Raw genomic sequence first — 23,195 nt, forward strand, 5'->3', positions numbered from 1 at the left:
GCCGGGCAATCGCGGGCGTCCGTGTCCCTCGTCGGGAAGCTGGGGAGCACCACCGGTGCCACTGTTCCCGTGCGGTGGGTGGGGATCTCCGGCGTCGTCGGCGGGTGAAGAGCACTGGGCCTCATCGCCCCTGATCCGGGGGCGCGCCGGCTGGCCCCCGGTCGTCGCCGGGTGTTTCAGCGGCCCGCGTGGTGGCGCAGGTAGGCGCGCCAGCCGCCGTGCTCCGTGATGTCGGGAGCGTCGGCCAGCGCGCCCGGTTCGCACAGGAATCCCGGCACATGGCTGCCGTCGGCCAGTTCGACGCTGCCCAGCGTCATCGGGCGGGGGAGCGCCGCCAGCAGTCGTCCGAGGCCGTCCGCCGGGAGGCTCCACACCTCGGTCTCGACGGCGCCGCCGCCCTCCCCGACATGGACCAGCCCCGGCTTCGGCGGGGTGGTGGCCAGGGCGTGCAGGCGGTAGACGGCGGCCGTCGTGGTCGTACGGTCGAGACGGGCGCCCAGGGACAGCAGCTGGGCGTTGAGCGGCTGACCGGACAGATGCGCCCCGACCACGGCGAGGCTCGTCCCCGGCTCCAGCGAGCGGGCGATCCGGACGAGCCGCTCGTCGGTGAACGCCGGGCCGATCAGCATCACGCCGAAGGGGAGTCCCGCGGGGGTGGCACCGGCCGGGACGGCCACGGCGGCCAGGTCGAAGAGGTTCGTGGAGTTGGTGAAGCGGCCCAGCCTGGCGTTGGTGCCCAGCGGATCGGCGGCGACCTCGGCGAGCGTGGGATGGCCGGGCACGGTGGGCAGGAGCAGGGCGTCCGCGTCGGCCAGTTCGGCGAGCGCCCGGGTGCGCAGCGCGGCCAGCCGCTCCTGGTCGGCGTACAGCTGGTGGGCCGGGACGTCCCGGGCCCGCGTGATGATCCCCGCGACGGTCGGATCGAGGCCGTCACCTCCCTCGGCGGTCAACTTGTCGATGAAACTCCCCACCGCCGCGTAGCGCTCGGCGACGAAGGCGCCCTCGTAGAGCATCGCGGCGGCCTCGGTGAACGGGGTGAGGTCGAGGGTGCGCACCTCGGCTCCGGCGGCCGAGAGCCGGCGCACCACCGCCTCGTACGCCTGTGCCCAGCCCTCGTCCAGTTCGCCGAGCTGTTCCGTCGGCGGGACGGCGACGCGCCAGGGGCCCGGCGCGCGCTGTGCCAGTGGAGGCAGGGCGCGTCCGGAGGGGGAGGTCAGGTGGGCGAGGGCCTGTTCGGCCTCCGGGAGGGTGCGGGCGAACACGGTGACGCAGTCCAGGGAGGCGCAGGCGGGGACGACACCGGTCGTCGGCACCAGACCGCGGGTCGGCTTCAGGCCGACGACGCCGTTGAACGCCGCGGGGACGCGGCCGGACCCGGCGGTGTCCGTGCCGAGGGCGAGATCGACGATGCCGAGGGCCACGGCCACGGCCGATCCCGAGCTGGAGCCGCCGCTGATCCTGGTCGGGTCCAGGGCGCCGCGGACGGCGCCGTGCGGGGAGCGGGTGCCGACCAGACCGGTGGCGAACTGGTCGAGGTTCGTGGTGCCGAGGACGAGGGCTCCGGCCGCGCGGAGCCGGGCGACCGCGGGGGCGTCGGCGCCCGGTGTGTACGCGTAGGCCGGGCACCCCGCCGTGGTGGGCAGGCCGGCCACGTCGATGTTGCCCTTCACGGCGAGGAGCCTGCCCGCGAGCGGGAGGCGTTCCCCGGCGGCGACGCGGGCGTCCACGGCCTCGGCCTCCCGCTCGACCTCCTCCCGGCGGCGCAGGTCGATCCAGATCTCCGGGCGGTCCACCGCCTCGATGCGGGCGTACGCCGTGCGGACTCGGGTGAGGGCGGACATCGGAACTCCTTGTGCTGGGACGGGTTCCCCGCCAGCCTCCGCCGGATGTGCCGGTCCGCCCCGGTCCGCCGGGTTCCGGCGGACCGGGGCCCCGGCGCGACGGGCGGCGCGACGGGCAGGGCGGCGGAGCGCCGACGGTCGTGGTGCGGCCGCCGGAGCGGGGTCGGGGACGGACGACGAAGGCCGGGTGCGGGCGGGTGGAACGGTGCGGACGAGGCGGGTGGCGCCGGCGCCGGAGGCGATCGGACCCGGACGGGTGCGGGCGTCTGGGCGAGGCCGATGCGGATGGGGGAGGGGGTGCGACCCGGCTGCCGGTGGGGAGAAGCGGTGCGGACCGGCTACCGGTGGGGGAAAGCGGCACGGGACGGTTACGGGTGGGGGAGGAGCGGTGCGGGACCGCTACCGGGTGGAGGTGGGGAGGTCGGGAGGCGTACGGGCGGGGGAGGGGTCAGGGTGCCGCTGGTTCCAGGGGGGCCAGTACCACCAGGGCCGTGCCCGCCTCGACCTGATCGCCCGGTCCGGCGAGTATCCGCCGGACCACTCCGTCGATCGGGGCGGGGACACGCGACTCCATCTTCATCGCCTCCAGCGCGAGCAACGGCTGCCCCGCCGTCACCCGCTCGCCCGGTGTCACGTGCACCTGCCACACCGACGCGGCGAACTCGGCCTCGATCAGCCGGCCGCCCTCCGGGACACTCACCTCGGCCGCCGGAGCCGGTGGGGCCGCCGTCGTGTCCGCGCGGGTGAACTCGCCCGCCGCTTCCCAGGCGTCCCGCTCGTCCGAGAACGCGCCGCCCTGCCGGGACCGGAACTCCTCGATGGACTCGGCGTTCTCGGCGAGGAAGGCCTCGTACGCGGCGAGTGAGAAGGTGCCCTCCTCGACGCGTGGCACGAAGCGGCCGGAGATGATGTCGGCCCGCAGCTCCAGGAGTTCGTCCGCCTCCACCGGGTACCACTTGATGCGGTCGAAGAAGCGCAGCAGCCAGGGCGAGCCCGGCTCGAACGCGCCGCGCTGCTGCCAGGGCGACCACACCTGTGTCGTACGGCCGACGAACTGGTAGCCGCCGGGCCCCTCCATGCCGTAGACGCAGAGGTAGGCGCCGCCGATGCCGACCGAGTTCTCGGCGGTCCAGGTGCGGGCCGGGTTGTACTTCGTGGTGACCAGCCGGTGGCGGGGGTCGAGCGGGGTGGCGACCGGGGCGCCCAGGTAGACGTCGCCCAGGCCGAGGACCAGGTACTCCGCGTCGAAGACCGTGCGGTACACGTCGTCCACCGAGTCCAGGCCGTTGACCCGGCGGATGAACTCGATGTTCCACGGGCACCAGGGGGCGTCGTCGCGGACCCCGGCCATATAGCGGGCGATGGCCTCGCGGGTGGCCGGGTCGTCCCAGGACAACGGGAGATGGACGGTCCGGGAGGGGACGACGAGCTGGTCGGTCGGGGGGAGCGCGCGGACCGTCCGGCGTACGGATTCGAGGAGTTCGCGCTGGGGGAGCCGGCGCGGGTCCGCCTGGATCTGGAGCGAGCGGATGCCCGGCGTCAGGTCGGTGACACCGTCGAGGGCGGCGCCCGTCACGGCCTCCATCAGCGCGTGGACCCGCATGCGCAGGGCGAGGTCCAGCTGCATGGGCCCGAACTCGACCAGCAGGTTGTCGTCGCCGCTGCGCCGGTAGGTCACGTCGCCGTCCCGCGCGAGCACGCCGCCGTCGACGATCGCCGGCCGCGCCGAACCGTCGTCGGCGAGCGGCGCGAACCGCACGGTGTCGCCGGGGCGGAGCTGGCCGAGCTTCCAGCGCTCCGTGCTGACGACGGTCGCCGGGCAGACGAAGCCGCCGAGGGAGGGGCCGTCCGGTCCGAGCAGCACCGGCATGTCGCCCGTGTAGTCGACGGCGCCGACCGAGTACGGGGTGTCGTGGATGTTGGACGGGTGCAGGCCGGCCTCGCCGCCGTCCGTGCGGGCCCAGCGGGGCTTGGGGCCGATGAGCCGTACGCCGGTGCGGGCCGAGTTGAAGTGGACCTTCCAGTCGGCCGCGTAGAAGTCGTGGATGTCGTCCTCGGTGAAGAACTCCGGTGCCGCGTGCGGTCCTTCGAGGGCGCCGATCCGCCACTCGGCGGTGAAGCCGGGGCGGTCGCCGGGCGGTACGGGTGCCCCGGAGGCCGTGACCGTGCCGCCGTGCAGCACGTCCCCGGTCCGCAGGGCCCGGCCCCCGTGGCCCCCGAACCGGCCGAGGGTGAAGGTGGCGGCGCTGCCGAGGAACGCGGGGACGTCGAGGCCGCCGCCCGCGAACAGCACGTAGGTGCGCAGCCCGTGCGCGGCGGGCGCGCCGACCTCCAGCAGTGATCCGGCCGGCACGGTCACCGGCTCCCACCGGGCGACGGGCGTGCCGTCCACGGTGACCGGTGCGGGAGCCCCCGTGACGCACACGGTCGTGGCGTGGGTGAACCTCAACGCCGGTCCCTGGAGGGTGCATTCGAGTCCGGGCGCGCCCTCGGTGTTGCCGAGGGCCCGGTTGCCGAGCCGGAAGGAGAGGTCGTCCATCGGGCCGCACGGCGGCACCCCGACCTGCCAGTGGCCGGTGCGGCCGGGCCAGTCCTGCACGGTGGTGAGCGTGCCGCCGTTCACGACCTCGACGCGCGGGGTGGGATCGGTGACGCCGGCCAGGGTGGCCGTCGAGTGCGCGGCCCGGCGGAAGGACGGTTCGGCGAGCGCGGCCCGCACCAGCCCGAGGTTCGTCTCGATGCCGTCCACCCGGGTCCCGGCCAGCGCTTCGTCGAGCCGTTCCAGGGCCCGCTCCCGGTCCGGGCCGTACGCGATGATCTTCGCGAGCATCGGGTCGTACGAGGTGGTCACCTCGGTGCCCGTCTCGACCCAGCCGTCCACGCGGACCCCGTCGGGGAACGCGACCCGGGTCAACAGGCCCGCGCTCGGCCGGTGTTCGCGTGAGGGGTCCTCGGCGTACAGGCGGGCCTCGACGGCGTGACCGCGCGGCGCCCCCGGGTCCCGCACGACCTCGTGCTCGCCCCGGGCCAGGCGCAACATCCAGGCGACCAGGTCGACGCCGTAGATCTCCTCGGTGACCGGATGCTCCACCTGGAGGCGGGTGTTGACCTCCAGGAAGTACGCCTCCTCTCGGGCTGCGTCGTACACGAACTCGACCGTTCCGGCCGAGCGGTAGCCGACCGAGGCGCACAACTCGCGTGCGGCGGAGGCGAGTCGGTCGCGCACGGAGGAGGGCAGGCCGGGGGCGGGCGCCTCCTCCAGGACCTTCTGGTTGCGGCGCTGGAGCGAGCAGTCGCGGTCGCCGAAGGTGACGACCCGGCCGAGGCCGTCGCCGAAGACCTGCACCTCCACATGGCGGGCGTGTTCCACCAGTCGTTCGAGGAAGACTCCGGCGGAGGAGAAGGAGGCGGCAGCGACGCGCTGCACCCGGTCCCAGGCCTCGGCCAGTTCCTCGGCCGATCGACATGCCGACATGCCGATGCCGCCGCCACCGCCGGTGGCCTTGAGCATGACGGGATAGCCGATGCGGCCGGCCGCGTCCAGGGCCTCGGGGAGTCCGGCGAGCAGCCCGGTGCCCGGCGCCAGCGGTACTCCCGCGGCCTCGGCCGCCGCCCGCGCGGTGTGCTTGGCGCCGAACAGCTCCAGCTGCCCGGGCGTCGGCCCGACGAACACGATCCCGGCGTCCTCGCAGCGCCGCGCGAACGCCGCGTCCTCGGACAGGAAGCCGTACCCGGGGTGGACGGCCCCGGCCCCGGTGTCCTTGGCCGCCTTCAGGACCAGGTCGCCGTCGAGGTAGGACTCCTTGGCGGGTGCCGGGCCGAGGCGTACGGCCTCGTCGGCGAGCCGGACGTGGGGCGCGGCACGGTCGGCGTCGGAGTACACGGCCACCGTGCGCAGGCCCAGTTCACGGGCGGTGCGGATGATCCGGACGGCTATCTCGCCGCGGTTGGCGATCAGCAGGGTGTCGAAGGTCATGCGGGTGCCCCGATCGTCATCGTGACCGCCGTGGGCTCGAAGCCGTTGCACGGGTTGTTGATCTGCGGGCAGTTGGAGACGAGCACGATCACCTCGCGCTCGGCGCGGAGTGTCAGCGTGAGCCCCGGGGAGGAGATGCCGTCGACGATGCCGAGGGTGCCGTCCTTCTCGACGGGCACGTTCATGTACCAGTTGATGTTGGACACGAGATCGCGCTTGCCCAGGCCGTGGCGGGCGCCCTCGGCGAGGAAGTTGTCCACGCAGGCGTGCTGGGACCAGGTGTGGTGCCCGTAGCGCAGGGTGTTCGACTCCTTGGAGCAGGCGCCGCCGACGGTGTCGTGGCGGCCGACCTGGTCGTCGACGACGGTCATCAGCGGGGTGTGCTCGTTCGACATCAGCACACTGCCCGTCGTCAGGAAGATGTTCCCCTGGGCCTGGATCGTGTCGGGCGCGCTGTAGCGGACGGCCGTGTCCTTCGCGTCGTACACGAGGAAGTCGACGGCCTGGTTGCCGTGCAGATCGGTGACGGTCAGTGTCTCGCCGGTGCGGACGACGGCGGACCAGGCCGCCCTGGCCGGGACGGTGACGTGCGTCATGCGAGCCCCCTCGTGGCAAGGAATTCGGCGGTGTTGAGGAAGGCGCGGCGGCCCTCGGGTGTGGCGTCCCACAGCGGGTCGTCCGGTTCGGTCGCCCGTGCGCGCCGGGCCAGCACCTCCAGCGGGGTGCTCGTGTACTCCGGGCGCGGATCGGCCGGGTGCGGGACGTTCGCGATCAGCACGGTGAGGTCCTGCTCGGCGCGCAGGGTGACGGCGGCACCGGGACCGGCCGAACCGGTGAAGGCCGGCGAGCCGTCCTCGTTCATCTCCACGCCCTGGAAGAAGGAGAGCGAGGGCGGCAGATCGCGCGGCCCGAGCCCGTTCTTGGCGGCGGCCAGCTTGAACAGCTCGCGTCCGGCCGGGGACGCGGACTGCGGGGTTCCGTCCCCGTACCGCCCGGTGTTGCGTACGAGGGTGGAGGTGCCGCACAGGGCGTCGTGCCGTCCGGAGGTGTCGGCCACCACCGAGGCGAGCACCCGCCCCTGGTCGGAGAGCAGCAACCGCCCCGGGCCCAGGTAGGCGTTCCACTGGACCTTGACGGTGTCGGCGACGTTCAGCCGTTCCCAGGGGCGGTCCGCCACGTACAGCAGGAGGTGCGCGCAGGCGTCGCCCGCGAGGTCGGTCAGGCGCAGTTCGGTGCCCCGGGCCAGCACCTTGTGCGTGTAGTTGCCGCCCGCCACGGTCTCGGCCCACACCAGCGGCCCCGGCCCGTGGGACGGACCCGGCCAGTCGCCCGCGGGAACCACGGGCATGGCCTCCGCGCGGGTTCCCTCCTGGGCGCGGGCGTGATCGCGTGCTCCGTGCGTGGTCGCTGTCGCCATCGCGGGGTCCTCCGGCTCCTGGGTCATTTCTGTCGCCCGACAGAAATTAGGGGCGGGGTGGGTCGCGGCCGTGTCCCGTGTGTTGCCGCGCGGTTACCTGTCCCTCACGGGGGCGGCGCCGCCGGGGCCGGGCAGGGGTCCGCACGGCGCCCCGCGCGCCACCCGCGGCGCCCCGGCAGGGCCCCGGCGGGGCGCCGTGCGTGTGCGAGGATCGAACGCATGGGAACAGGTGGCGGGCGACGGGTCGGCAGGCCGCGGGCCGCGCAGCGGCCGGACAGCGGGCTGACGCCGCGCGCCGAACTGCTGGACGCCGCCGCCGAGTTGTTCACGACGCGGGGATACGCGGCCACCACCACCCGCGCCGTCGCCGAACGGGCGGGCATGCGCCAGGCGTCCATGTACCACTACGTGTCCGGCAAGGAGGAGCTGCTCGCCGAGCTGCTGGAGTCCACGGTCACGCCGTCGCTGGCGTTCGCCCGTGAACTCCTCGCCGCCGACGCCGCCCCGGCCGAGGGTCGGCTGTGGGAGCTGTGCCGTGCGGACGTGGAGGTCCTCTGCGGGGGCCCGCACAACCTCGGCGGCCTCTACCTGCTGCCCGAGGTGCGCTCCGAACGCTTCGCCGGTTTCCATGCCGTACGGGCCGAACTCAAGGACACCTACCGTCAGTTGCTCGCCGCCACGGCGGCCGGCGGCGCGCTCGCCAAGAGTGAGCTCGATCTGCGGACGGATCTGCTCTTCGGTCTGATCGAGGGGGTCATCCTCGTGCACCGCTCCGATCCGCAGCGCCCGGTGTCGGCCTTCGCCGAGGCCACGGCGGACGCGGCGCTGCGCATCGCCGGCGTCTGAGGGTCCGGCGCCGCTCCACCCCGGGAGGGCGTGGATCTCGCACGCCCGAACGCCGTTACGCACCGTGTGCGAATGGGGGCGCAGCGTGTAAATGGGGCTGAGGTTACTCCAGTCTCCCGGGCGATTTCAGGTGCTTGCTGAATATGACACAGCGTTGATCCGGTCGGACTAAGCTCGCCCGCAGCGCACCGAGTTGAGATGTATTCGTGCGCTTGTTCCCAAAAGTTCCGAAGATACTGTTTGACTGGTGTCGATTCATGTCGTTTACCCCGTAAACTCCCCCACCCCCAGCCGACTTGTCTCAGAGGGCATACATGGTGAGTGTTCAATCGCCTCCCGGTGGCCGTGAACTTCCTTACGCGCGCGTGCTGTTGCTGCCCGCCGTGCTGATGGCCGTGGCGACCGGCGCCGCCGTCGCCGCCGTGACCGAGCCGGCCCGCGCCGCGGTCGCCCTGTGCGGTGGCTTCGCCACGCTGCTGGTCATCGCGATCGGCGGCGAGGCGGTCCGCCGCGGCCGCGTCGCCCGCGAACTGCGGGCCGACTTCGCGCACCGCACCGCGTCCCTGGAGCGGCGCGTCGCCGCGCAGGACCAGGACCTCGTGCGCTTCACGCAGGAGGTCCTGCCGTACGCGCTGGACCGACTGCACGACGGGGACTCGCCCTCGGAGGTGCTCCGCACCCTGGGACGCGACAACGCGGACCTCCCCGAGATCCCCAAGTCCCAGCGGGACCTGCTGAAGAAACTGCTCAAGATCATCGACGCCGAGGAGTCGATGCGCGACGCGGCGCAGCGGTCCTTCGTCAACATCGCCCGACGCGTGCAGGCCATCGTCCACCAGCAGAACAACGAACTCCGCGAGATGGAGGAGGACCACGGGCGCAACCCCGAGGTCTTCGACGACCTGTTGCGCATCGACCACGGCACCGCGCTGATCGGCCGGCTCGCCGACTCCATCGCCGTGCTCGGCGGCGGCCGCCCCGGACGCCAATGGCCCGAGCCCGTACCGCTGTTCAGCGTCCTGCGCGGTGCGATGTCCCGCATCCTGGAGTACCGGCGCATCGAGCTGCACAACATCGTCGACGTGGCCGTCACGGGTGTCTCGGTGGAACCGCTCATCCACGCGCTGGCCGAGCTCCTGGACAACGCCACCCGCTACTCGCCGCCGCACACCAAGGTGCACGTCACCGCCATCGAGGTGCAGACCGGCGTCGCCATCGAGATCGAGGACGGCGGCGTCAGCCTCAGCGACGAGGCCCGCGGCAAGATCGAGGAGCTGCTCCGGCTGGCCGCGGCGGGCGTCGACCCGAACGTCATGGGGCAGGCGCCCCGGCTCGGCATGGCCGTCGTCGGTCGACTCGCCGAGATGTACAACATGCAGATCTCGCTGCGGCAGTCCGCGTACGGCGGTGTCCGTGCCGTCCTCGTCGCCCCGCGCGCCATGCTCACCACCGATTTCGCTCCCGGTCTCGCGCACGGCATCGGGGCCCCCTCGGTGACCGGCATCGACAACGGCGGGGTGGAGGGCCCGGCGCGCAAGCCCAAGAAGCGCAAGCCGACCACCGGCCCCCGCATCCCCGGGTCGAGCGGCGACCCCCGCGAGGACGACGTCCCGGTGGTCACGGAGTGGACCCCGGGGGGCCTGCCGCAGCGCCGCAGCCGCGTCAAGGTCCCGCTCAGCCAGCGGTTCGCCGAGGCGCGGGCCGAGCAGGAGGCCGCCGAGGCCACCGGCATCCCGTCGCCGTGGTCTCCCGAGCCGGTCCCGGAGGAGAAGGAGCCCGAACCCGGGCTGTGGGTCGAGGCGTTCATGAACGGGCTCAAGGGTGACCCGGACCCGACCGCTTTCAGCACGGACAACCGACCGGCCCCTGCCGAGACCGGCGAAGAGGCAGATGACGAGGGGGACCTCAAGTGATCCAGCAGCGAGCCAACTTCGACTGGATGCTCAAGGAACTCGCCGACGGAGTGCCAGGAATCCAGCAGATCGTGGTGCTCTCCGCCGACGGACTGCGCATCGCCCGCTACGGCGGAGATCCCGACGCGGCCGACCGCGTGGCCGCGGCCTGCGCGGGCCTGCAGAGCCTGGCCGGAGCCGTCGCGAGCGAGATCCCGAAGAGCGACGGCCGGATGCGCATGGTCATCATCGAGATCAACGGCGGCTACTTCTACCTCATGTCGGCGGGAGCCAACGCCTACCTCGCGGTGCTCGCCAACCAGGCCGCGGAACCCGGCCTGATGAGCAACCGCATGCGCGATCTCGTCGTCCGGATCGGGGCCCACCTGACCAGCCCGCCTCGGCGCAACGGGCAGACCGTATGACTCCTCCCCAACGGCGTCGGCGCCAACCCAGGGAGCGGCCAGCGGAACCCCCCGCGACGGATTCCCCCCTCGTGGTCCCGGAGGACCACGAGGGGGAGGAGGGGCAGGACAAGCCGAAGAACCCAGAGCGGCTCTACGTGCTCACGGGCGGCGGCGAGGACGGCGACCGCGCCGCGCTCGACCTGGTCACGCTGGTCGTGGCACGCGCCGCCGAGCCGCCCCCGGCCGCCCAGCCCGAACAGTCGGCGCTGCTGCGGCTGTGCAGGGCCCCCTTGTCCGTGGCCGAGATCTCGGCCTATCTCCATCTGCCGTACAGCGTGGTGACCGTCCTGCTCACCGAGCTGCTGGCGGCCGAACTGGTACAGGCGCGCGCCCCGATCGTCCGGCAGGCGCTCCCCGACCGTTCCCTCCTCGAAGCGGTGATGCATGGACTTCAAAAGCTCTGACACCATCACGGGCCCTCGTGCCGAGGACCACCTTCCGCACACCGCGCAGGCGGCCGTGAAGATCGTGATCGTGGGCGGCTTCGGCGTGGGCAAGACGACCATGGTGGGCTCCGTCAGCGAGATCAAGCCGCTGACGACCGAGGAGACCATGACGCAGGCCGGCATCGGAGTCGACGACAACTACGGGTCCGAGTCCAAGACGGCCACCACCGTCGCCATGGACTTCGGCCGGATCTCCATCACGGACCAACTGGTGCTCTACCTGTTCGGCACCCCCGGCCAGGAGCGCTTCTGGTTCCTGTGGAACGGACTGTTCGAGGGAGCGCTGGGGGCGGTCGTCCTCATCGACACCCGCCGCCTGGAAGTCAGCTTCGATGTGATCGGCCGCCTGGAGGAACGCGGCGTCCCGTTCGTCGTCGCGATAAACGACTTCCCCGACGCGCCCCGGTACCCGGTCGAGGACCTGAGGGCCGCGCTCGACCTGTCCGAGGACATCCCGATCGTGAAGTGCGACGCCCGCCGCAGGGCCTCCAGCCGCGACACCTTGATGACGTTGATGCGGTTCCTGCATTCGCTGGCGATGACTTCGGCGCGCGTCTGAACGTCGTACGGTGAACGCCCCCTCGTACGTCAACTCCCCATCCACAGAACACATTTCAGCTTCGGAGCGATCATTGTGACGACTGAATCCCCTTTCCCGGCCGGTACGGAAGAACCCCCGTTCGGGCCCCCGCCCGGCTGCCCCGCCCACGCCGTCGACCCGGGCGGACTGCGCCGTCTGTACGGGCCGGAGGCCGAGGACCTGGGCACCCTGTACGAGAAGCTCCGCGCCGAACACGGCGCCGTCGCGCCCGTGTTACTCCACAACGACGTGCCGATCTGGGTCGTCCTCGGCCACGCCGAGAACCTGCACATGGTCAGCACGCCCTCGCACTACACGCGCGACAGCCGGCTGTGGACCGCCGTCCAGGACGGCACGGCGGGCGCCGACCACCCGCTCGCCCCCCACATCGCCTGGCAGCCCATCTGCTCCCACGCCGAGGGCGACGAGCACCTGCGGCTGCGCGGAGCGGTCACCGGCGCCATGACCACCATCGACTTCCGCAGCCTGCGGCGCTACATCAACCGCGCCACGCAGCGCCTGGTCAACGAGTTCTGCGAACGCGGCGAGGCCGACCTGGTCGGACAGTTCTCCGAGCACCTGCCGATGTCCGTGCTCTGCGAGATCATCGGCATGCCCGAGGACTACAACGACCGCATGGTGCAGGCCACGCGCGACCTGCTCAAGGGCACCGAGACCGCGATCGCCAGCAACGAGTACGTCATGGGCGTGCTCACCCAGCACACCCTGCGGCGCCGCGCCGAGCCCGAGGACGACTTCACCAGCCACCTCATCAACCACCCGGCCCGGCTCACCGACGACGAGGTCGCCCAGCACCTGCGACTCGTCCTGCTCGCCGCCTACGAGGCCACCGCCAACCTCATCGCCAACGTGCTGCGCATGGTGCTCACCGATCCGCGCTTCCGTGCCCAGTTGAACGGCGGGCAGATGACCGTGCCCGAGGCGGTCGAACAGTCCCTGTGGAACGAGCCGCCGTTCAGCGCCGTCCTCGGCTACTTCGCGAAGCAGGAGACGGAACTCGGCGGCCAGCGCATCCGCAAGGGCGACGGACTGCTGTTCGGGATCGCGCCGGGCAACATCGACCCCAGGATCCGTCCCGACCTGGCCGCCAGCATGCAGGGCAACCGCTCCCACCTCGCCTTCGGCGGCGGTCCCCACGAGTGCCCGGGCCAGGACATCGGCCGTGCCATCGCCGATGTCGGCGTCGACGCCCTGCTGCTGCGACTGCCGGACGTCGAGATCGACTGCGACGAGAGCGACCTGCGCTGGCGCGGCTCCATGTCCTCACGTCACCTCGTCGACCTGCCCGTGCGGTTCCAGCCGAAGCCGAAGCAGGAGGTCACGCAACGTCCCTCGGTCCGCGCGCTGCCCGCCCAGCGGTCCCACTGGCACGTCATGACGGACAGTCCGGCACCGGCCGAGCCCACGCCCGCGCCGGTGGCCCCGCCGCCCCCGGCCGCACCGGCCCCCGAGCCCGCCCACCGGCCCGGCGCCTGGCAGCGCCTCCTGAGGTGGTGGCGCGGCTACTGATCCCCGGGGCTCCGGGCCGCCCACGCGTCGTACGAGGTCCACGCCTCCAACGCCCGCCCACTGACGAACCGATGGGACCGTCCGGTGACCGGATCGGTGAACTCCAGTGCCCGCGCCAGCAGTTGCAGCGGGCGCCGGAAGTCACCGGCCGGCACCGGCCCGGTCACCACGGGATACAGCGGATCGCCGAGGATCGGCACGCCCAACGCGCTCATGTGCAAACGGAGTTGATGGGTCTGACCGGTGCCGGGAATCAGCCGGTAGCGGCCCAGCCCGCCTTGATGCTCCACCAGTTCGATCCGGCTGACCGCGTTCACCTCACCCTCCACCTCGCGCGCGGCCATCACCCCCCGCTCCTTGAGGATGCGGCTGCGGACCGTGCGCGGCAGGCCGAGACCGGAGTCGTACGGGGCGAGCGCCTCGTACTCCTTGGAGATGAGCCGGTCGCGGAACAGCGACTGATAGGCGCCCCGTTCGTCGGGCCGCACGGTGAACAGCACGAGCCCGGCGGTCAGCCGGTCGAGGCGGTGCGCGGCGCCGAGAGCCGGCAGGTCCAGCTCCCGGCGCAGCCGGGCGAGGGCCGTCTCGGCCACATGGCTGCCGCGGGGGGTGGTGGCGAGGAAGTGGGGTTTGTCGGCGACGACGATGTGCTCGTCCCGGTAGACCACCTCCAGCGGGAACGGCACCCGCTCCTCGTGCGGCAGCTCCCGGTGGAACCACAGGAACATCCCGGGCGCGTAGGCCGTTCCCGCCGAGAGCGGCCGGCCGTCCTCCCCGACGATCAGCCCGTCGTCGATCATCGCGTCGATGACGCCGTCCCCGGCCGCGAGCCGCTCCACCAGGTGCTCGCGCACCGTGGCCCACGCCCCCTCCCGCGGCAGTCTGATCCGCACGGGGTCGACCCCTTGGCGCTGCGGGAGGGGAGAGGGCGGGATCCTGGGCTTGCGTCTCACCTGCTCAAGCGTACGAGGCCGGAACCACCTCGGAGGACTCCGGGACGGTGGCCCGCGACCTGAACACCCGGTACCCCGCGCCCACGGCCAGCGTCAGGGCGAGGAACAGCACCGTGAACCACTGAAAGTACCAGTGCCCGCCCGCCGGGTCGTACACCTCGGCGCGCGGCCAGGCCAGGTTGACGGTCATGAGGAGGCCGTAGAGGAGGGCGAGCACGTTGACGGGGACGCCCCAGCGGCCGAGGGAGAACAGCGGGGCGCCCGTCTCGTCGGCGCCGTCCGCCGGGAAGCGTCCGCGCAGCCGGCGCACCAGCAGCGGTCCGGTGACCATCGCGTACGCGAGGTACAGCATCACGATGCAGGTGGTGCCGATCGCCAGGAACGCGTCAGGCGAGGCGAAGTTCAGGAGCAGCAGGGCGGCCGCGAGGACACCGACGACCAGGGCGGGGGCGCTCGGCATGCCCGTACGCGGGTCGACCTTCGCGAGCCGGCCGGAGAAGGGGAGCTGGTGGTCGCGGGCCATCGAGAAGAGCATGCGGCTGGCGGAGGTCTGGATCGCCAGGGTGGCCACCGCGACGGCCACCACGACATCGGCCAGCAGCGCCCGGCCGAGCCCGTCGCCGAGGCTGCTGGTCAGGACGTAGCTCAGGCCGTCGACGCCGAGGCGGCCGTCGGTCAGGCTCGGGGCGGCGAGCAGCCCGCCGAGCACGATCAGCCCGCCGAGCAGGCCGGCGGCGCCGAGCGCGGTGAGGATCGTACGGGGCGCGGTACGCCTCGGGTGGTGGGTCTCCTCGCTCATCTCGCCGGCGCTGTCGAAGCCGATCATCACGTACGCGGCCATGAACGAGCCCACCATCAGCGCCCCGAGCAGACCCGAGCCGCCCGAGCCGGTGTGGAAGGTGATGCCGGGGGAGCGCTCGGAGTGGGTGAACAGCAGGACGACGATCAGGACGGCGCCGATGATCTCGGCGGTGACGCCGATCCGGTTGACCGTGGACATCACGCGGTTGTCGAGGAGGTTCACCAGGGTGGTCAGGACGAGCAGGACGACACCGAGGACGGCCGCGTTGGCCGCGCCGTCGGGGCTGGTCGGCGCCGGGTCGTCGCCCACGAGCTGGAAGCCGGACCAGATCGCGGGCAGCACCATCTGGAGCGCGAGCGCCGCGGCCGCCACCACGACGACCTGCCCGATCACCATGATCCAGCCCGCGAACCAGCCGAAGGCGCGGTTCGACAGGCGGGAGGACCACTGGTAGATCGCGCCGGAGATCGGATAGCGCGCGGCCAGTTCCGCGAAGCAGGCGGCGACGGCCAGCTGGCCGATCAGCACGACGGGCCAGGTCCAGAAGAAGACCGGGCCGCCGAAGGCGAACCCGAACGCGAAGAACTGGAAGACCGTCGTGAGGACGGAGATGAAGGAGAACCCGGCGGCGAACGAGGCGTAGCGGCCGAGGCTGCGGTGCAGTTCCTGGCGGTAGCCGAACTCGGTGAGGGAGCTGTCCTGCGGGGACGTCGGCGGATCGGGGCGTACGTCGGAGGGGGCGGTGGTGGTCACGGCGGCACCTGCCTTCGGCGCGGAAGGGAGTGAATTCCTGTCGGGTGACAGAAATTAGGGAGCCCCTGTTTCGCCCGCGTGACGCGGCCGTGTCGGCGACGGGCCTAAGTGCTCACGCACCCGGCGCCCCTCGCACGGAGTCCGCGCCCGACCCGCCCCGCCACCGTCGCGGGCCACGACGTCCTGCGCCACCCGGACCGGGTGCGGCGCGCGATCGGCGTGGTCGCCCAGAGCCCGGGCGCCGACCCGGCGGCGACCGGCCGGGAGAACCTCCGCCTCCAGGGCAGGCTCTACGGCCTGAGGGGCGCGGACCTGGACCGCCGGGTCGACGGACTCCTGGAGCGGTTCACCCTCACCGACGCGGCGCGCCGCCCGGTGAAGGGCTACTCGGGCGGCGCGTCAGCGTCCGGGCCGACGGCGGAGGTGCCGCGGTCCCCGCGCTGCTCGGGGCGTTGGAGCGGGCCGGGGTCGAGGTCACCGCCGCGACCCTCGCCCGTCCCTCGCTCGACGACGTCTATCTCCGTTGGGCGGGCCGCCGTTACTCGGAGGCCGAGGCGGAGGGCGCCCGCTTCCTCGTCCTCGCCGGAGGTGCCCGATGAGCGCCGCCGTCTCCCGGACCTGGTACATGACGCAGCGTCAACTGATGGTGCCGGCGCGCCGGCCCGCGTACGCGCTCATCACCCTGATCCAACCGGTGATCTGGCTCCTCCTGTTCGGAGGCCTCTTCAGGAACGTCGTCGAACTCGGTGGCTTCGGCACCACCTCGTACCTGGACCACCTGGTGCCGGGCGTCGTCGTGATGAGCGCCCTCAGCTCCAACCTGTGGGCCGGCACGGGTACGTTGGAGGAGATCCGACGCGGCACGATCGACCGCTTCCTGACCACCCCGGTCAGCCGGGCCGCGCTGATGAACGGCAACGTCGTCAACAACGGCCTGATCACCGCCCTGCAGTCGGTCGTCATCGTGCTGCTCGGGCTCGCCGGGGGCGCGGACCACCCCGGTGGCGCCGGCGTGCGGTCGGTCAGCGGCCGAACCGGCGTGCGGTCCAGAGGCCGTACCGGCGTACGGGCCGGCCGGCAGGCCGCACGCACCGCGGGGCGGGTGACACGCACGCGTACACGTACACACGCCAGGAGGCGGTCCCGCGCGACGGGGACCGCCTCCTGGCGTGTGTACGGGGTGTGGCCCGGCCTCAGGCCGACGCCTCCTGCTCCGCCTCCACCTGGGCGTTCCACGCGCGCTTCGAGGCCTGCCAGCCGTCCTCGTTGTGGCCGAGGCGCCAGTAGCCGGAGATGGACAGGTCCTCGCGGGCGATCTCCCGCTCGACCCGCAGCAGTCTCCGGAGTTCCTTCACGAAGGCCGCCTCGCCGTGTACGAACGCGTGCACCCGGCCCTCCGGGAACTCCAGGGCGCGTACGGCCTCCACCAGGGCCGTGCCGACGGGCCGGTCGCCGCGGTGCAGCCAGACGACCTCCGCGTCGGAGTCGATCTTCTGCTCCTCCTCGGGACCGGAGACCTCGACGAAGGCGCGGACGACGGCGCCGTCGGGCAGCGACTCCAGGGCGGCGGCGATCGCGGGCAGCGCGCTCTCGTCACCGGCGAGCAGATGCCAGTCGGCGTCAGTGTCGGGCGCGTAGGCGCCACCGGGACCCATGAACCGGACGACCTCGCCCGGCTGGACCCGCAGCGCCCACGGTCCGGCGAGTCCCTCGTCCCCGTGCACCACGAAGTCCAGTGTCAGCTCGCGCGCCTCGGGGTCCCAGGCACGCACCGTGTACGTCCGGGTCACCGGCCACTGCTCGCGGGGGAACTCCTCGCGGATGCGCTCCAGGTCGAAGGGCTCGGGATAGCTGACGCCCTCGGCGCCGAACAGCAGTTTCACGTAGTGGTCGGTGCTCGTCCCCGCGGTGAACTCCGTCAGGGTGTCGCCTCCCAGCACGACGCGTTGCATGTGGGGGGTCAGCCGCTCGGTCCGCACGACCTGCGCGGTGTGGGGCCTGCGGGGCTTGCGTTCCGGGCGCTCTGCCATGACTGCCTCCTGTTTACCTGGTTAGGCTTACCTAAGTTAGCACTCCTTCCTCTCTGGCACCTATGTGTCGACGGGTACCAGTCATGCCGGAAGTGTTCGGCTATGCCTGCAATGTGGTGAGCAGTCGGCGCAGCGCTCCGCCCAGGCCCCAGCGCGCCGCGAGTTCGTCCAGGGCGGCCGGGTCGCGCGGCTCGTTCGGCAGGGCCGTGTCCACCGCCGGCAGCGGCACGTCACCGGCGACCTTGACGACTGTCGGTGCCACGGCGATGTACGGCCGTGACTCGTCGAGACGCTTGCGCTGCGAAGGGGTCAGCTTGGCCTCCGGGTCGTCGACCGCGGCCATGATCCCGGCCAGGTCGCCGAACTCGGCGAGCAGTTTGGCGGCCGTCTTCTCCCCGATGCCGGGCACACCGGGCAGCCCGTCGCTCGGATCCCCGCGCAGCAGTGCCAGATCCGCGTACCCGGGTCCGTCCACGCCGTACTTCTCGCGCAGCCAGGCCTCGTCCGTGAGTTGGAGCGTGCCGACACCCTTGAGGGGGTACAGGACGCGCACCCCGCGCCCGTCGTCGACGAGTTGGTACAGGTCACGGTCGCCGGTGACGATGTCGACCGGGCCGGTGGCACGTCCGGTGAAGGTCCCGATCACGTCGTCCGCCTCGTACCCCTCGACACCCACGCGCGCGATGCCCAGCGCGTCCAGAACGGCCTCGATGACGGGTACTTGAGGGGAGAGCGTGTCCGGCACCTCTTCCTCGTCGGGGCCGGTCTCGGTCTCCACGGCCACCCGGTGCGCCTTGTACGACGGGATCAGGTCGACCCGCCACTGCGGGCGCCAGTCGGCGTCCATGCAGGCCACCAGGTCGTCGGGGTGGTGGTCCTTGACCAGCCGGTCGATGAATTCCAGCAGCCCGCGCACGGCGTTGACCGGCGTGCCGTCCGGGGCCCTCACGGATTCCGGAACGCCGAAGTAGGCGCGGAAGTACAGCGAGGCGGTGTCGAGGAGCATGAGTCGTCGAGTCTGCTGTGTCACGTCCCGCATCATGCCGTACGCCACTGACGGTGACCTGGACCACTCCCGTGTTTGCCGTGAGTGAGCGGGGGCAGGCGCCGCCTCTGAGTGAACCCGGTTGTCTGTTCAACCGTCACCCGCCGTCGGGAACGAAGAAACGTTCGTTCATCCCGTTCCCCTGCACGAACGAGAGGCACCCGTGTCATCCAGGCTTGAGGCCGACCATCTGTACAAGGTGTTCGGAAGACGATCGGAAGCGGCCGTCGAGCGGCTCCGCCAGGGGGCCGACCGTGAGGAGCTGCGCGCGGACGGCGCCACCGCCGCCGTGATCGACGCGTCCTTCACGGTGGAGCCGGGGCAGATCTTCGTCGTCATGGGCCTGTCCGGATCCGGCAAGTCCACGCTGCTGCGCATGCTCAACGGGCTGCTGGAACCCACCGCGGGGCACGTCCGCTTCGACGGCCAGGACCTCACCGCGCTCAGCGCGCGCGAACTGCGCGAGGTCCGTTCCCGCAAGATCAGCATGGTCTTCCAGCACTTCGCGCTGTTCCCGCACCGCAGCGTGCTGGAGAACGCCGCGTACGGCCTCCAGGTCCAGGGCGTACCGGCCGCCGAACGCCGGGAGCGGGCGGCCGCCGCCCTGGAACTGGCCGGACTCGCGGGCTGGGAGAAGTCCTGGCCCGACGAACTGTCCGGCGGTATGCAGCAGCGCGTGGGACTGGCCCGCGCGCTCGCCACCGACGCCGGCCTGCTGCTCATGGACGAGTCGTTCAGCGCGCTCGACCCGCTGATCCGCCGGGACATGCAGGACCAGCTGATCGAACTCCAGAAGAAGCTCGAGAAGACCATCGTCTTCATCACCCATGACCTCAACGAGGCGATGCGCCTGGGCGACCGGATCGCCGTCATGCGGGACGGCCGCATCGTCCAGACCGGATCGGCCGAGGACATCCTCGTCCGTCCCGCCGACGACTACGTCGCCTCCTTCACCCAGGACGTCGACCGCTCACGGGTGCTGACCGCGGGCGCCGTGATGGACACGGGCCTGCGCGGCGACGAGGCCGACTGCGCCTGTGAGACCGCCACTCCCGAGACCCCCTTCGTGGACCTGTGCGCGATCAGCGCCCGTCTGTCGCACCCGGTCGCGGTCCTCGACGGGAAGGGCGCCCTCGTCGGTGTCGTCCCCCGGCAGCGGCTCGTCGGCTTCCTCGGTGACGAGCGGGGCACCCCCGACCGCTGTACCGGCTCGCGGGACCAGGGGGTGAAGGCGCATGCCTAGGATCCCCTTCGGCGACTGGGTCAACGACGCCGTCGACTGGCTTCTGACCCACATGGCCTGGCTCTTCGACTTCCTCAAGACCGTCTTCTCGGGCACCTACGACGGCATCGACGCGGTCCTCCAGGCGCCGGAGCCGCTGCTCCTGGCCGGCATCTTCGCCGTCATCGCCTTCTGGCTGCGGGGCACCTCCGCCGGTGTCCTCACCTTCGCGGGATTCGCCTTCATCGACTCCCTCGGGCTGTGGGAGGACGCGATGGTGACCCTCTCACTGGTCCTCGTCGCGACGCTCATCGCGCTCGTCGTCTCCGTGCCGGTGGGCATCTGGGCCGCCCGCTCCGACCGGGTCAGCGGCATCGTCCGGCCGGTCCTCGACTTCATGCAGACGCTGCCCGCGATGATCTACCTCATCCCGGCGATCCTGTTCTTCGGCACCGGTGCCCCCGCCGGAATCGTCGCCACCCTGATCTTCGCGCTGGCCCCAGGCGTCCGCATGACCGAACTCGGCATACGCCAGGTCGACAAGGAACTGGTCGAGGCCGCCGACGCGTTCGGCACCACCCCGCGCGACATCCTGCTGCGCGTCCAGCTGCCACTGGCCCTTCCCACCGTCATGGCCGGCGTCAACCAGGTGATCATGCTGGGCCTGTCCATGGCCGCCATCGCGGGCATGGTCGGCACCGGCGGCCTCGGCGGCGACGTCAACGAGGCCATCGGCCAGCTGAACGTCGGCCTCGGCTCGGAAGCCGGCGTCGCCATCGTCATCCTCGCGATCTACCTCGACCGCATGACCGGCGCACTGGGCACCCACGTCTCCCCCCTCGGCCGCCGCGCCGCCGCCAAGGCGCGCGCCGCGCAAGGCCTGAGGATCTGGTCGTACCGCCCCCGTCCCGTGGTGGCCGTGGTGGGCGTCGTCGTGCTCGCCCTGACCGCGGGCGGCATGGGCGTCCTCGGCGGCGCGGGCTCGGCCTCCACCGCGGCCGACGGCGAGAACGTCGGCCGGGGCGAGAAGGTCACCATCGGCTACATCCCCTGGGACGAGGGCGTCGCCTCCACCTTCCTCTGGCAGGAGATCCTGGAGCGGCGCGGCTACCGGGCCGAGGTCAGGCAGTTCGACGCCGGCCCGCTGTACACCTCGCTGGCCCAGGGCGACGTCGACTTCGAGACCGACTCCTGGCTGCCGACCACACACGCGCAGTACTGGAAGAAGTACGGCGAGCGGCTCGACGACCTGGGCTCCTGGTACGGCCCGACGTCCCTGGAGCTGTCGGTGCCCGCCTACATGAAGGGCGTCGACTCCCTGGAGGACCTCAAGGGCAAGGCCGCCACCTTCGGCGGCAGGATCACCGGCATCGAGTCCAGCGCCGGGATGATGGGCCTGCTCAAGAGCAAGGTCCTCAAGGATTACGGGCTCGACAAGGAGTACGAGGTCGTCGACAGCTCCACGCCGGCGATGCTGGCCGAGCTGAAGCGCGCGTACGCCGCGAAGCAGCCGATCGTCGCCACCCTCTGGTCGCCGCACTGGGCCTACAGCGACTACAAGCTGAAGAAGCTCAAGGACCCGAAGGGCGCCTGGGGCAAGGGCGACGGCGTGCACACCCTGTCCCGCAAGGGTTTCGCGCGGGACAACCCGGTCGTCGGCGAGTGGCTGAAGCACTTCCGGATGACCGAGAAGCAGCTGACCGGCCTCGAGGCCGAGATCAACAAGGCAGGCAAGGGCAGGCAGCAGGACGCCGTGCGCTCCTGGCTGAAGAAGAACCCCGGTGTCGTCGACAAGCTGGCCCCGGTCAGGAGCGGTTCCGCCGCGGCCCCGGCCGAGGCGAAGCGCGCCCTGGACGTCGCCTGGTTCCCCTGGGACGAGGACGTCGCCGTCACCTACCTCTGGAAGCACGTCCTGGCCCGTCGCGGCTACACGCTCAACCTGAAGCAGATGGACGTCGGACCCGTCTACACGGGCCTGGCCTCCGGGGACCTCGACCTCAACTTCGACGCCTGGCTGCCGCACGCCCAGTCCACCTACTGGGAGCGCCACAAGAACGACCTGAAGGACCTGGGCACCTGGTACGAGCCGACCTCCCTGGAGATCGCCGTCCCCTCGTACGTGAAGGACGTCAGGTCCCTCGCCGACCTCAAGGGGAAGTCGAAGACCTTCGACGGGAAGATCATCGGGATCGAGCCGGGCACCGGTGAGATGAACCTGCTGAAGAACAAGGTGCTTCCGGGCTACGGGCTCGACAAGGAGTACGAGGTCGTCGACGGCTCGACGCCGGCGATGCTGGCCGAGCTGAAGCGCGCGTACGCGGCGAAGCGGCCGGTCGCGGTCGTCCTGTGGTCACCGCACTGGGCCTACAGCGAGTACGGGCTCACCAAGCTCAAGGACGACAAGAAGCTGTTCGGCGAGGGCGACACCATCCGGACGATCTCCAGCAAGGCGTTCCCGGGGCAGTACCCGAAGCTCACCGAATGGATCAGGAACTTCAGGATGAGCGAGTCCGAACTCGGCGGCCTGGAGGGTGAGATCAAACGGCGCGGACAGGGGCACGAGGAGGACGCCGTAGCCGCGTGGCTCGAGGAACACCCGGACATGGTGCGGCGGATGACTCCGCGATAGGCCGCGCTCCGCGCGCCGAGCGGTGGTGAGCCGTGCTGCGTGACGGTGGGCGGCGGTGAGCGGTTCACCCTGAGGGGTGGTCCTGGTCGTGCGGGCTTGTTTGACCCGCGGGACGAGGGCCACCCCTCGCGGCGTCCGGGGGACCGCGTTCCGCGTCCGGTCCCGTCCGACCTCCTGCCTCCCACCTCCTGCCTCCCACCTCCTGCCTCCGACCCCCTGCCGTCCTGCCGCCTCCCGGTCTCCTCCTCCCTCACTCCTCCGCCCGGTCCGGAGACCCGGGCGTGCGTGCGCCCCTGCTGCCGGATGCTTCCGCCGTCGGCGGTCGGACCGTACGCGCGGCCGAAGGGACACGTGACTCCGTACTGGCGTACGGGAAAGATCCGGACAACCCATCACGGCGGGCTCCTCACCCCGGCCCCGGAGCCATGCGGGCGTCGGCCCGGGACCGCACGCTCGGCGCCCGGCCACCTCCGCGCGCCGCTCCGAGGCCACGCGCGACACGGCCTCTCCCGTACGGCACCACGGTCCGGCGCCCCGGTCGTCAGCGGGTGGGCCACCCTCGCGGAACGTCAACCTCCCGCCGCTCGCGCCCACTTCGGGATCCCGGCACACCGAGTGCGACCAGCGGCGGAACCGGGCCCCGCGGGACCGAGGGGCTCGGTGGGCGACTCCCCCGACCACGCACGACCTCGAACTCGGCGTGGAGTGGCTGGAGTTGACCGGGATGGAGCGAGGGGGCGGGCGCCTCGGGCTCCGGCTCGCCGCC

Annotated in this window: 16 protein-coding genes and 2 pseudogenes; 10 read left to right on the forward strand and 8 right to left on the reverse strand. The window is 71.9% G+C overall.

Features of this window, described 5'->3' with window-relative positions; translation table 11 throughout:
• Positions 1–176: 176 nt before the first annotated feature.
• The 4 genes from atzF to ACFYW7_RS20230 form a co-directional block, all read right to left on the reverse strand.
• Entirely contained in the window at positions 177–1,841 is a 1,665-nt protein-coding gene (gene atzF, locus ACFYW7_RS20215; protein ID WP_389504114.1) for an allophanate hydrolase, read from the reverse strand.
• Positions 1,842–2,289: 448 nt separating this feature from the next.
• Positions 2,290–5,817, reverse strand: coding sequence for a 5-oxoprolinase/urea amidolyase family protein (locus ACFYW7_RS20220; RefSeq protein WP_389504116.1), 3,528 nt, complete (start codon positions 5,815–5,817; stop codon positions 2,290–2,292).
• Positions 5,814–6,413, reverse strand: a complete 600-nt coding sequence (locus ACFYW7_RS20225; protein ID WP_389504118.1) for an urea amidolyase associated protein UAAP2 — start codon at positions 6,411–6,413, stop codon at positions 5,814–5,816. Before ACFYW7_RS20225 ends, ACFYW7_RS20220 begins: the two co-directional genes overlap by 4 nt.
• A complete protein-coding gene (locus ACFYW7_RS20230; protein WP_389504120.1) occupies positions 6,410–7,234 on the reverse strand; it encodes an urea amidolyase associated protein UAAP1 in 825 nt (274 codons plus the stop codon). Before ACFYW7_RS20230 ends, ACFYW7_RS20225 begins: the two co-directional genes overlap by 4 nt.
• A 219-nt stretch (positions 7,235–7,453) precedes the next feature.
• Between ACFYW7_RS20230 and ACFYW7_RS20235 the strand changes: the two genes are divergently transcribed.
• The 6 genes from ACFYW7_RS20235 (at position 7,454) to ACFYW7_RS20260 (ending at position 12,995) form a co-directional block, all read left to right on the forward strand.
• Positions 7,454–8,080 (forward strand): TetR/AcrR family transcriptional regulator, encoded by a 627-nt coding sequence (locus tag ACFYW7_RS20235; protein WP_389504122.1) that lies wholly within the window; start codon positions 7,454–7,456, stop codon positions 8,078–8,080.
• 314 nt (positions 8,081–8,394) lie between these two features.
• Complete coding sequence (locus tag ACFYW7_RS20240) at positions 8,395–9,993, forward strand: sensor histidine kinase (RefSeq protein WP_389504124.1); 1,599 nt, start codon at positions 8,395–8,397, stop codon at positions 9,991–9,993.
• Positions 9,990–10,397, forward strand: a complete 408-nt coding sequence (locus ACFYW7_RS20245; protein ID WP_389504126.1) for a roadblock/LC7 domain-containing protein — start codon at positions 9,990–9,992, stop codon at positions 10,395–10,397. Before ACFYW7_RS20240 ends, ACFYW7_RS20245 begins: the two co-directional genes overlap by 4 nt.
• Positions 10,394–10,843 (forward strand): DUF742 domain-containing protein, encoded by a 450-nt coding sequence (locus tag ACFYW7_RS20250; protein ID WP_389504128.1) that lies wholly within the window; start codon positions 10,394–10,396, stop codon positions 10,841–10,843. Before ACFYW7_RS20245 ends, ACFYW7_RS20250 begins: the two co-directional genes overlap by 4 nt.
• Positions 10,824–11,444 carry an ATP/GTP-binding protein gene (locus ACFYW7_RS20255; protein WP_389504130.1) on the forward strand — a complete coding sequence of 207 codons (621 nt, stop codon included), beginning with the start codon at positions 10,824–10,826 and terminating at the stop codon, positions 11,442–11,444. The genes ACFYW7_RS20250 and ACFYW7_RS20255 overlap by 20 nt, the downstream gene beginning before the upstream one ends.
• A 75-nt stretch (positions 11,445–11,519) precedes the next feature.
• Positions 11,520–12,995: a cytochrome P450 gene (locus ACFYW7_RS20260; protein ID WP_389504132.1), complete on the forward strand. Its 1,476-nt coding sequence runs from the start codon at positions 11,520–11,522 to the stop codon at positions 12,993–12,995.
• Here the strand turns inward: ACFYW7_RS20260 and ACFYW7_RS20265 are convergent.
• Positions 12,989–13,948 carry an RluA family pseudouridine synthase gene (locus ACFYW7_RS20265; RefSeq protein ID WP_389504134.1) on the reverse strand — a complete coding sequence of 320 codons (960 nt, stop codon included), beginning with the start codon at positions 13,946–13,948 and terminating at the stop codon, positions 12,989–12,991. The genes ACFYW7_RS20260 and ACFYW7_RS20265 overlap by 7 nt on opposite strands.
• A gap of 4 nt (positions 13,949–13,952) precedes the next feature.
• Positions 13,953–15,503 (reverse strand): amino acid permease, encoded by a 1,551-nt coding sequence (locus ACFYW7_RS20270; protein ID WP_389504136.1) that lies wholly within the window; start codon positions 15,501–15,503, stop codon positions 13,953–13,955.
• A 159-nt stretch (positions 15,504–15,662) separates the two neighbouring features.
• On the opposite strand from ACFYW7_RS20270, the pseudogene ACFYW7_RS20275 reads away from it, so the two are divergent.
• Positions 15,663–16,102, forward strand: a pseudogene (locus ACFYW7_RS20275) (hypothetical protein); the annotation flags it as partial.
• Positions 16,099–16,515, forward strand: a pseudogene (locus ACFYW7_RS20280) (ABC transporter permease); the annotation flags it as partial. The pseudogenes ACFYW7_RS20275 and ACFYW7_RS20280, both read left to right, overlap by 4 nt.
• 181 nt (positions 16,516–16,696) lie before the next feature.
• Here the strand turns inward: ACFYW7_RS20280 and ACFYW7_RS20285 are convergent.
• Both ACFYW7_RS20285 and ACFYW7_RS20290 read right to left on the reverse strand, forming a co-directional pair.
• A complete protein-coding gene (locus ACFYW7_RS20285) occupies positions 16,697–17,533 on the reverse strand; it encodes a siderophore-interacting protein (RefSeq protein ID WP_389504138.1) in 837 nt (278 codons plus the stop codon).
• A 100-nt stretch (positions 17,534–17,633) separates the two neighbouring features.
• Positions 17,634–18,572 carry a 5'-3' exonuclease H3TH domain-containing protein gene (locus ACFYW7_RS20290; protein ID WP_389504641.1) on the reverse strand — a complete coding sequence of 313 codons (939 nt, stop codon included), beginning with the start codon at positions 18,570–18,572 and terminating at the stop codon, positions 17,634–17,636.
• Positions 18,573–18,741: 169 nt separating this feature from the next.
• Between ACFYW7_RS20290 and ACFYW7_RS20295 the strand changes: the two genes are divergently transcribed.
• Together ACFYW7_RS20295 and ACFYW7_RS20300 are read left to right on the forward strand one after the other, a co-directional pair.
• Positions 18,742–19,821, forward strand: a complete 1,080-nt coding sequence (locus ACFYW7_RS20295) for a glycine betaine/L-proline ABC transporter ATP-binding protein (protein WP_389504140.1) — start codon at positions 18,742–18,744, stop codon at positions 19,819–19,821.
• Positions 19,814–22,429 carry an ABC transporter permease/substrate binding protein gene (locus ACFYW7_RS20300; RefSeq protein WP_389504142.1) on the forward strand — a complete coding sequence of 872 codons (2,616 nt, stop codon included), beginning with the start codon at positions 19,814–19,816 and terminating at the stop codon, positions 22,427–22,429. Before ACFYW7_RS20295 ends, ACFYW7_RS20300 begins: the two co-directional genes overlap by 8 nt.
• The last annotated feature ends 766 nt before the right edge of the window (positions 22,430–23,195 follow it).

The organism is Streptomyces sp. NPDC002580, assembly GCF_042889485.1.
Lineage (GTDB): Bacteria > Actinomycetota > Actinomycetes > Streptomycetales > Streptomycetaceae > Streptomyces.

What these genes read in the sequence shown, in the direction of transcription:
- atzF (WP_389504114.1), bottom strand. Translation starts at nt 1,841, where the DNA reads ATGTCCGCCCTCACCCGAGTCCGCACGGCGTACGCCCGCATCGAGGCG.
- ACFYW7_RS20220 (WP_389504116.1), bottom strand. Translation starts at nt 5,817, where the DNA reads ATGACCTTCGACACCCTGCTGATCGCCAACCGCGGCGAGATAGCCGTC.
- ACFYW7_RS20225 (WP_389504118.1), bottom strand. Translation starts at nt 6,413, where the DNA reads ATGACGCACGTCACCGTCCCGGCCAGGGCGGCCTGGTCCGCCGTCGTC.
- ACFYW7_RS20230 (WP_389504120.1), bottom strand. Translation starts at nt 7,234, where the DNA reads ATGGCGACAGCGACCACGCACGGAGCACGCGATCACGCCCGCGCCCAG.
- ACFYW7_RS20235 (WP_389504122.1), top strand. Translation starts at nt 7,454, where the DNA reads ATGGGAACAGGTGGCGGGCGACGGGTCGGCAGGCCGCGGGCCGCGCAG.
- ACFYW7_RS20240 (WP_389504124.1), top strand. Translation starts at nt 8,395, where the DNA reads ATGGTGAGTGTTCAATCGCCTCCCGGTGGCCGTGAACTTCCTTACGCG.
- ACFYW7_RS20250 (WP_389504128.1), top strand. Translation starts at nt 10,394, where the DNA reads ATGACTCCTCCCCAACGGCGTCGGCGCCAACCCAGGGAGCGGCCAGCG.
- ACFYW7_RS20255 (WP_389504130.1), top strand. Translation starts at nt 10,824, where the DNA reads ATGGACTTCAAAAGCTCTGACACCATCACGGGCCCTCGTGCCGAGGAC.
- ACFYW7_RS20285 (WP_389504138.1), bottom strand. Translation starts at nt 17,533, where the DNA reads ATGGCAGAGCGCCCGGAACGCAAGCCCCGCAGGCCCCACACCGCGCAG.
- ACFYW7_RS20290 (WP_389504641.1), bottom strand. Translation starts at nt 18,572, where the DNA reads ATGCGGGACGTGACACAGCAGACTCGACGACTCATGCTCCTCGACACC.
- ACFYW7_RS20300 (WP_389504142.1), top strand. Translation starts at nt 19,814, where the DNA reads ATGCCTAGGATCCCCTTCGGCGACTGGGTCAACGACGCCGTCGACTGG.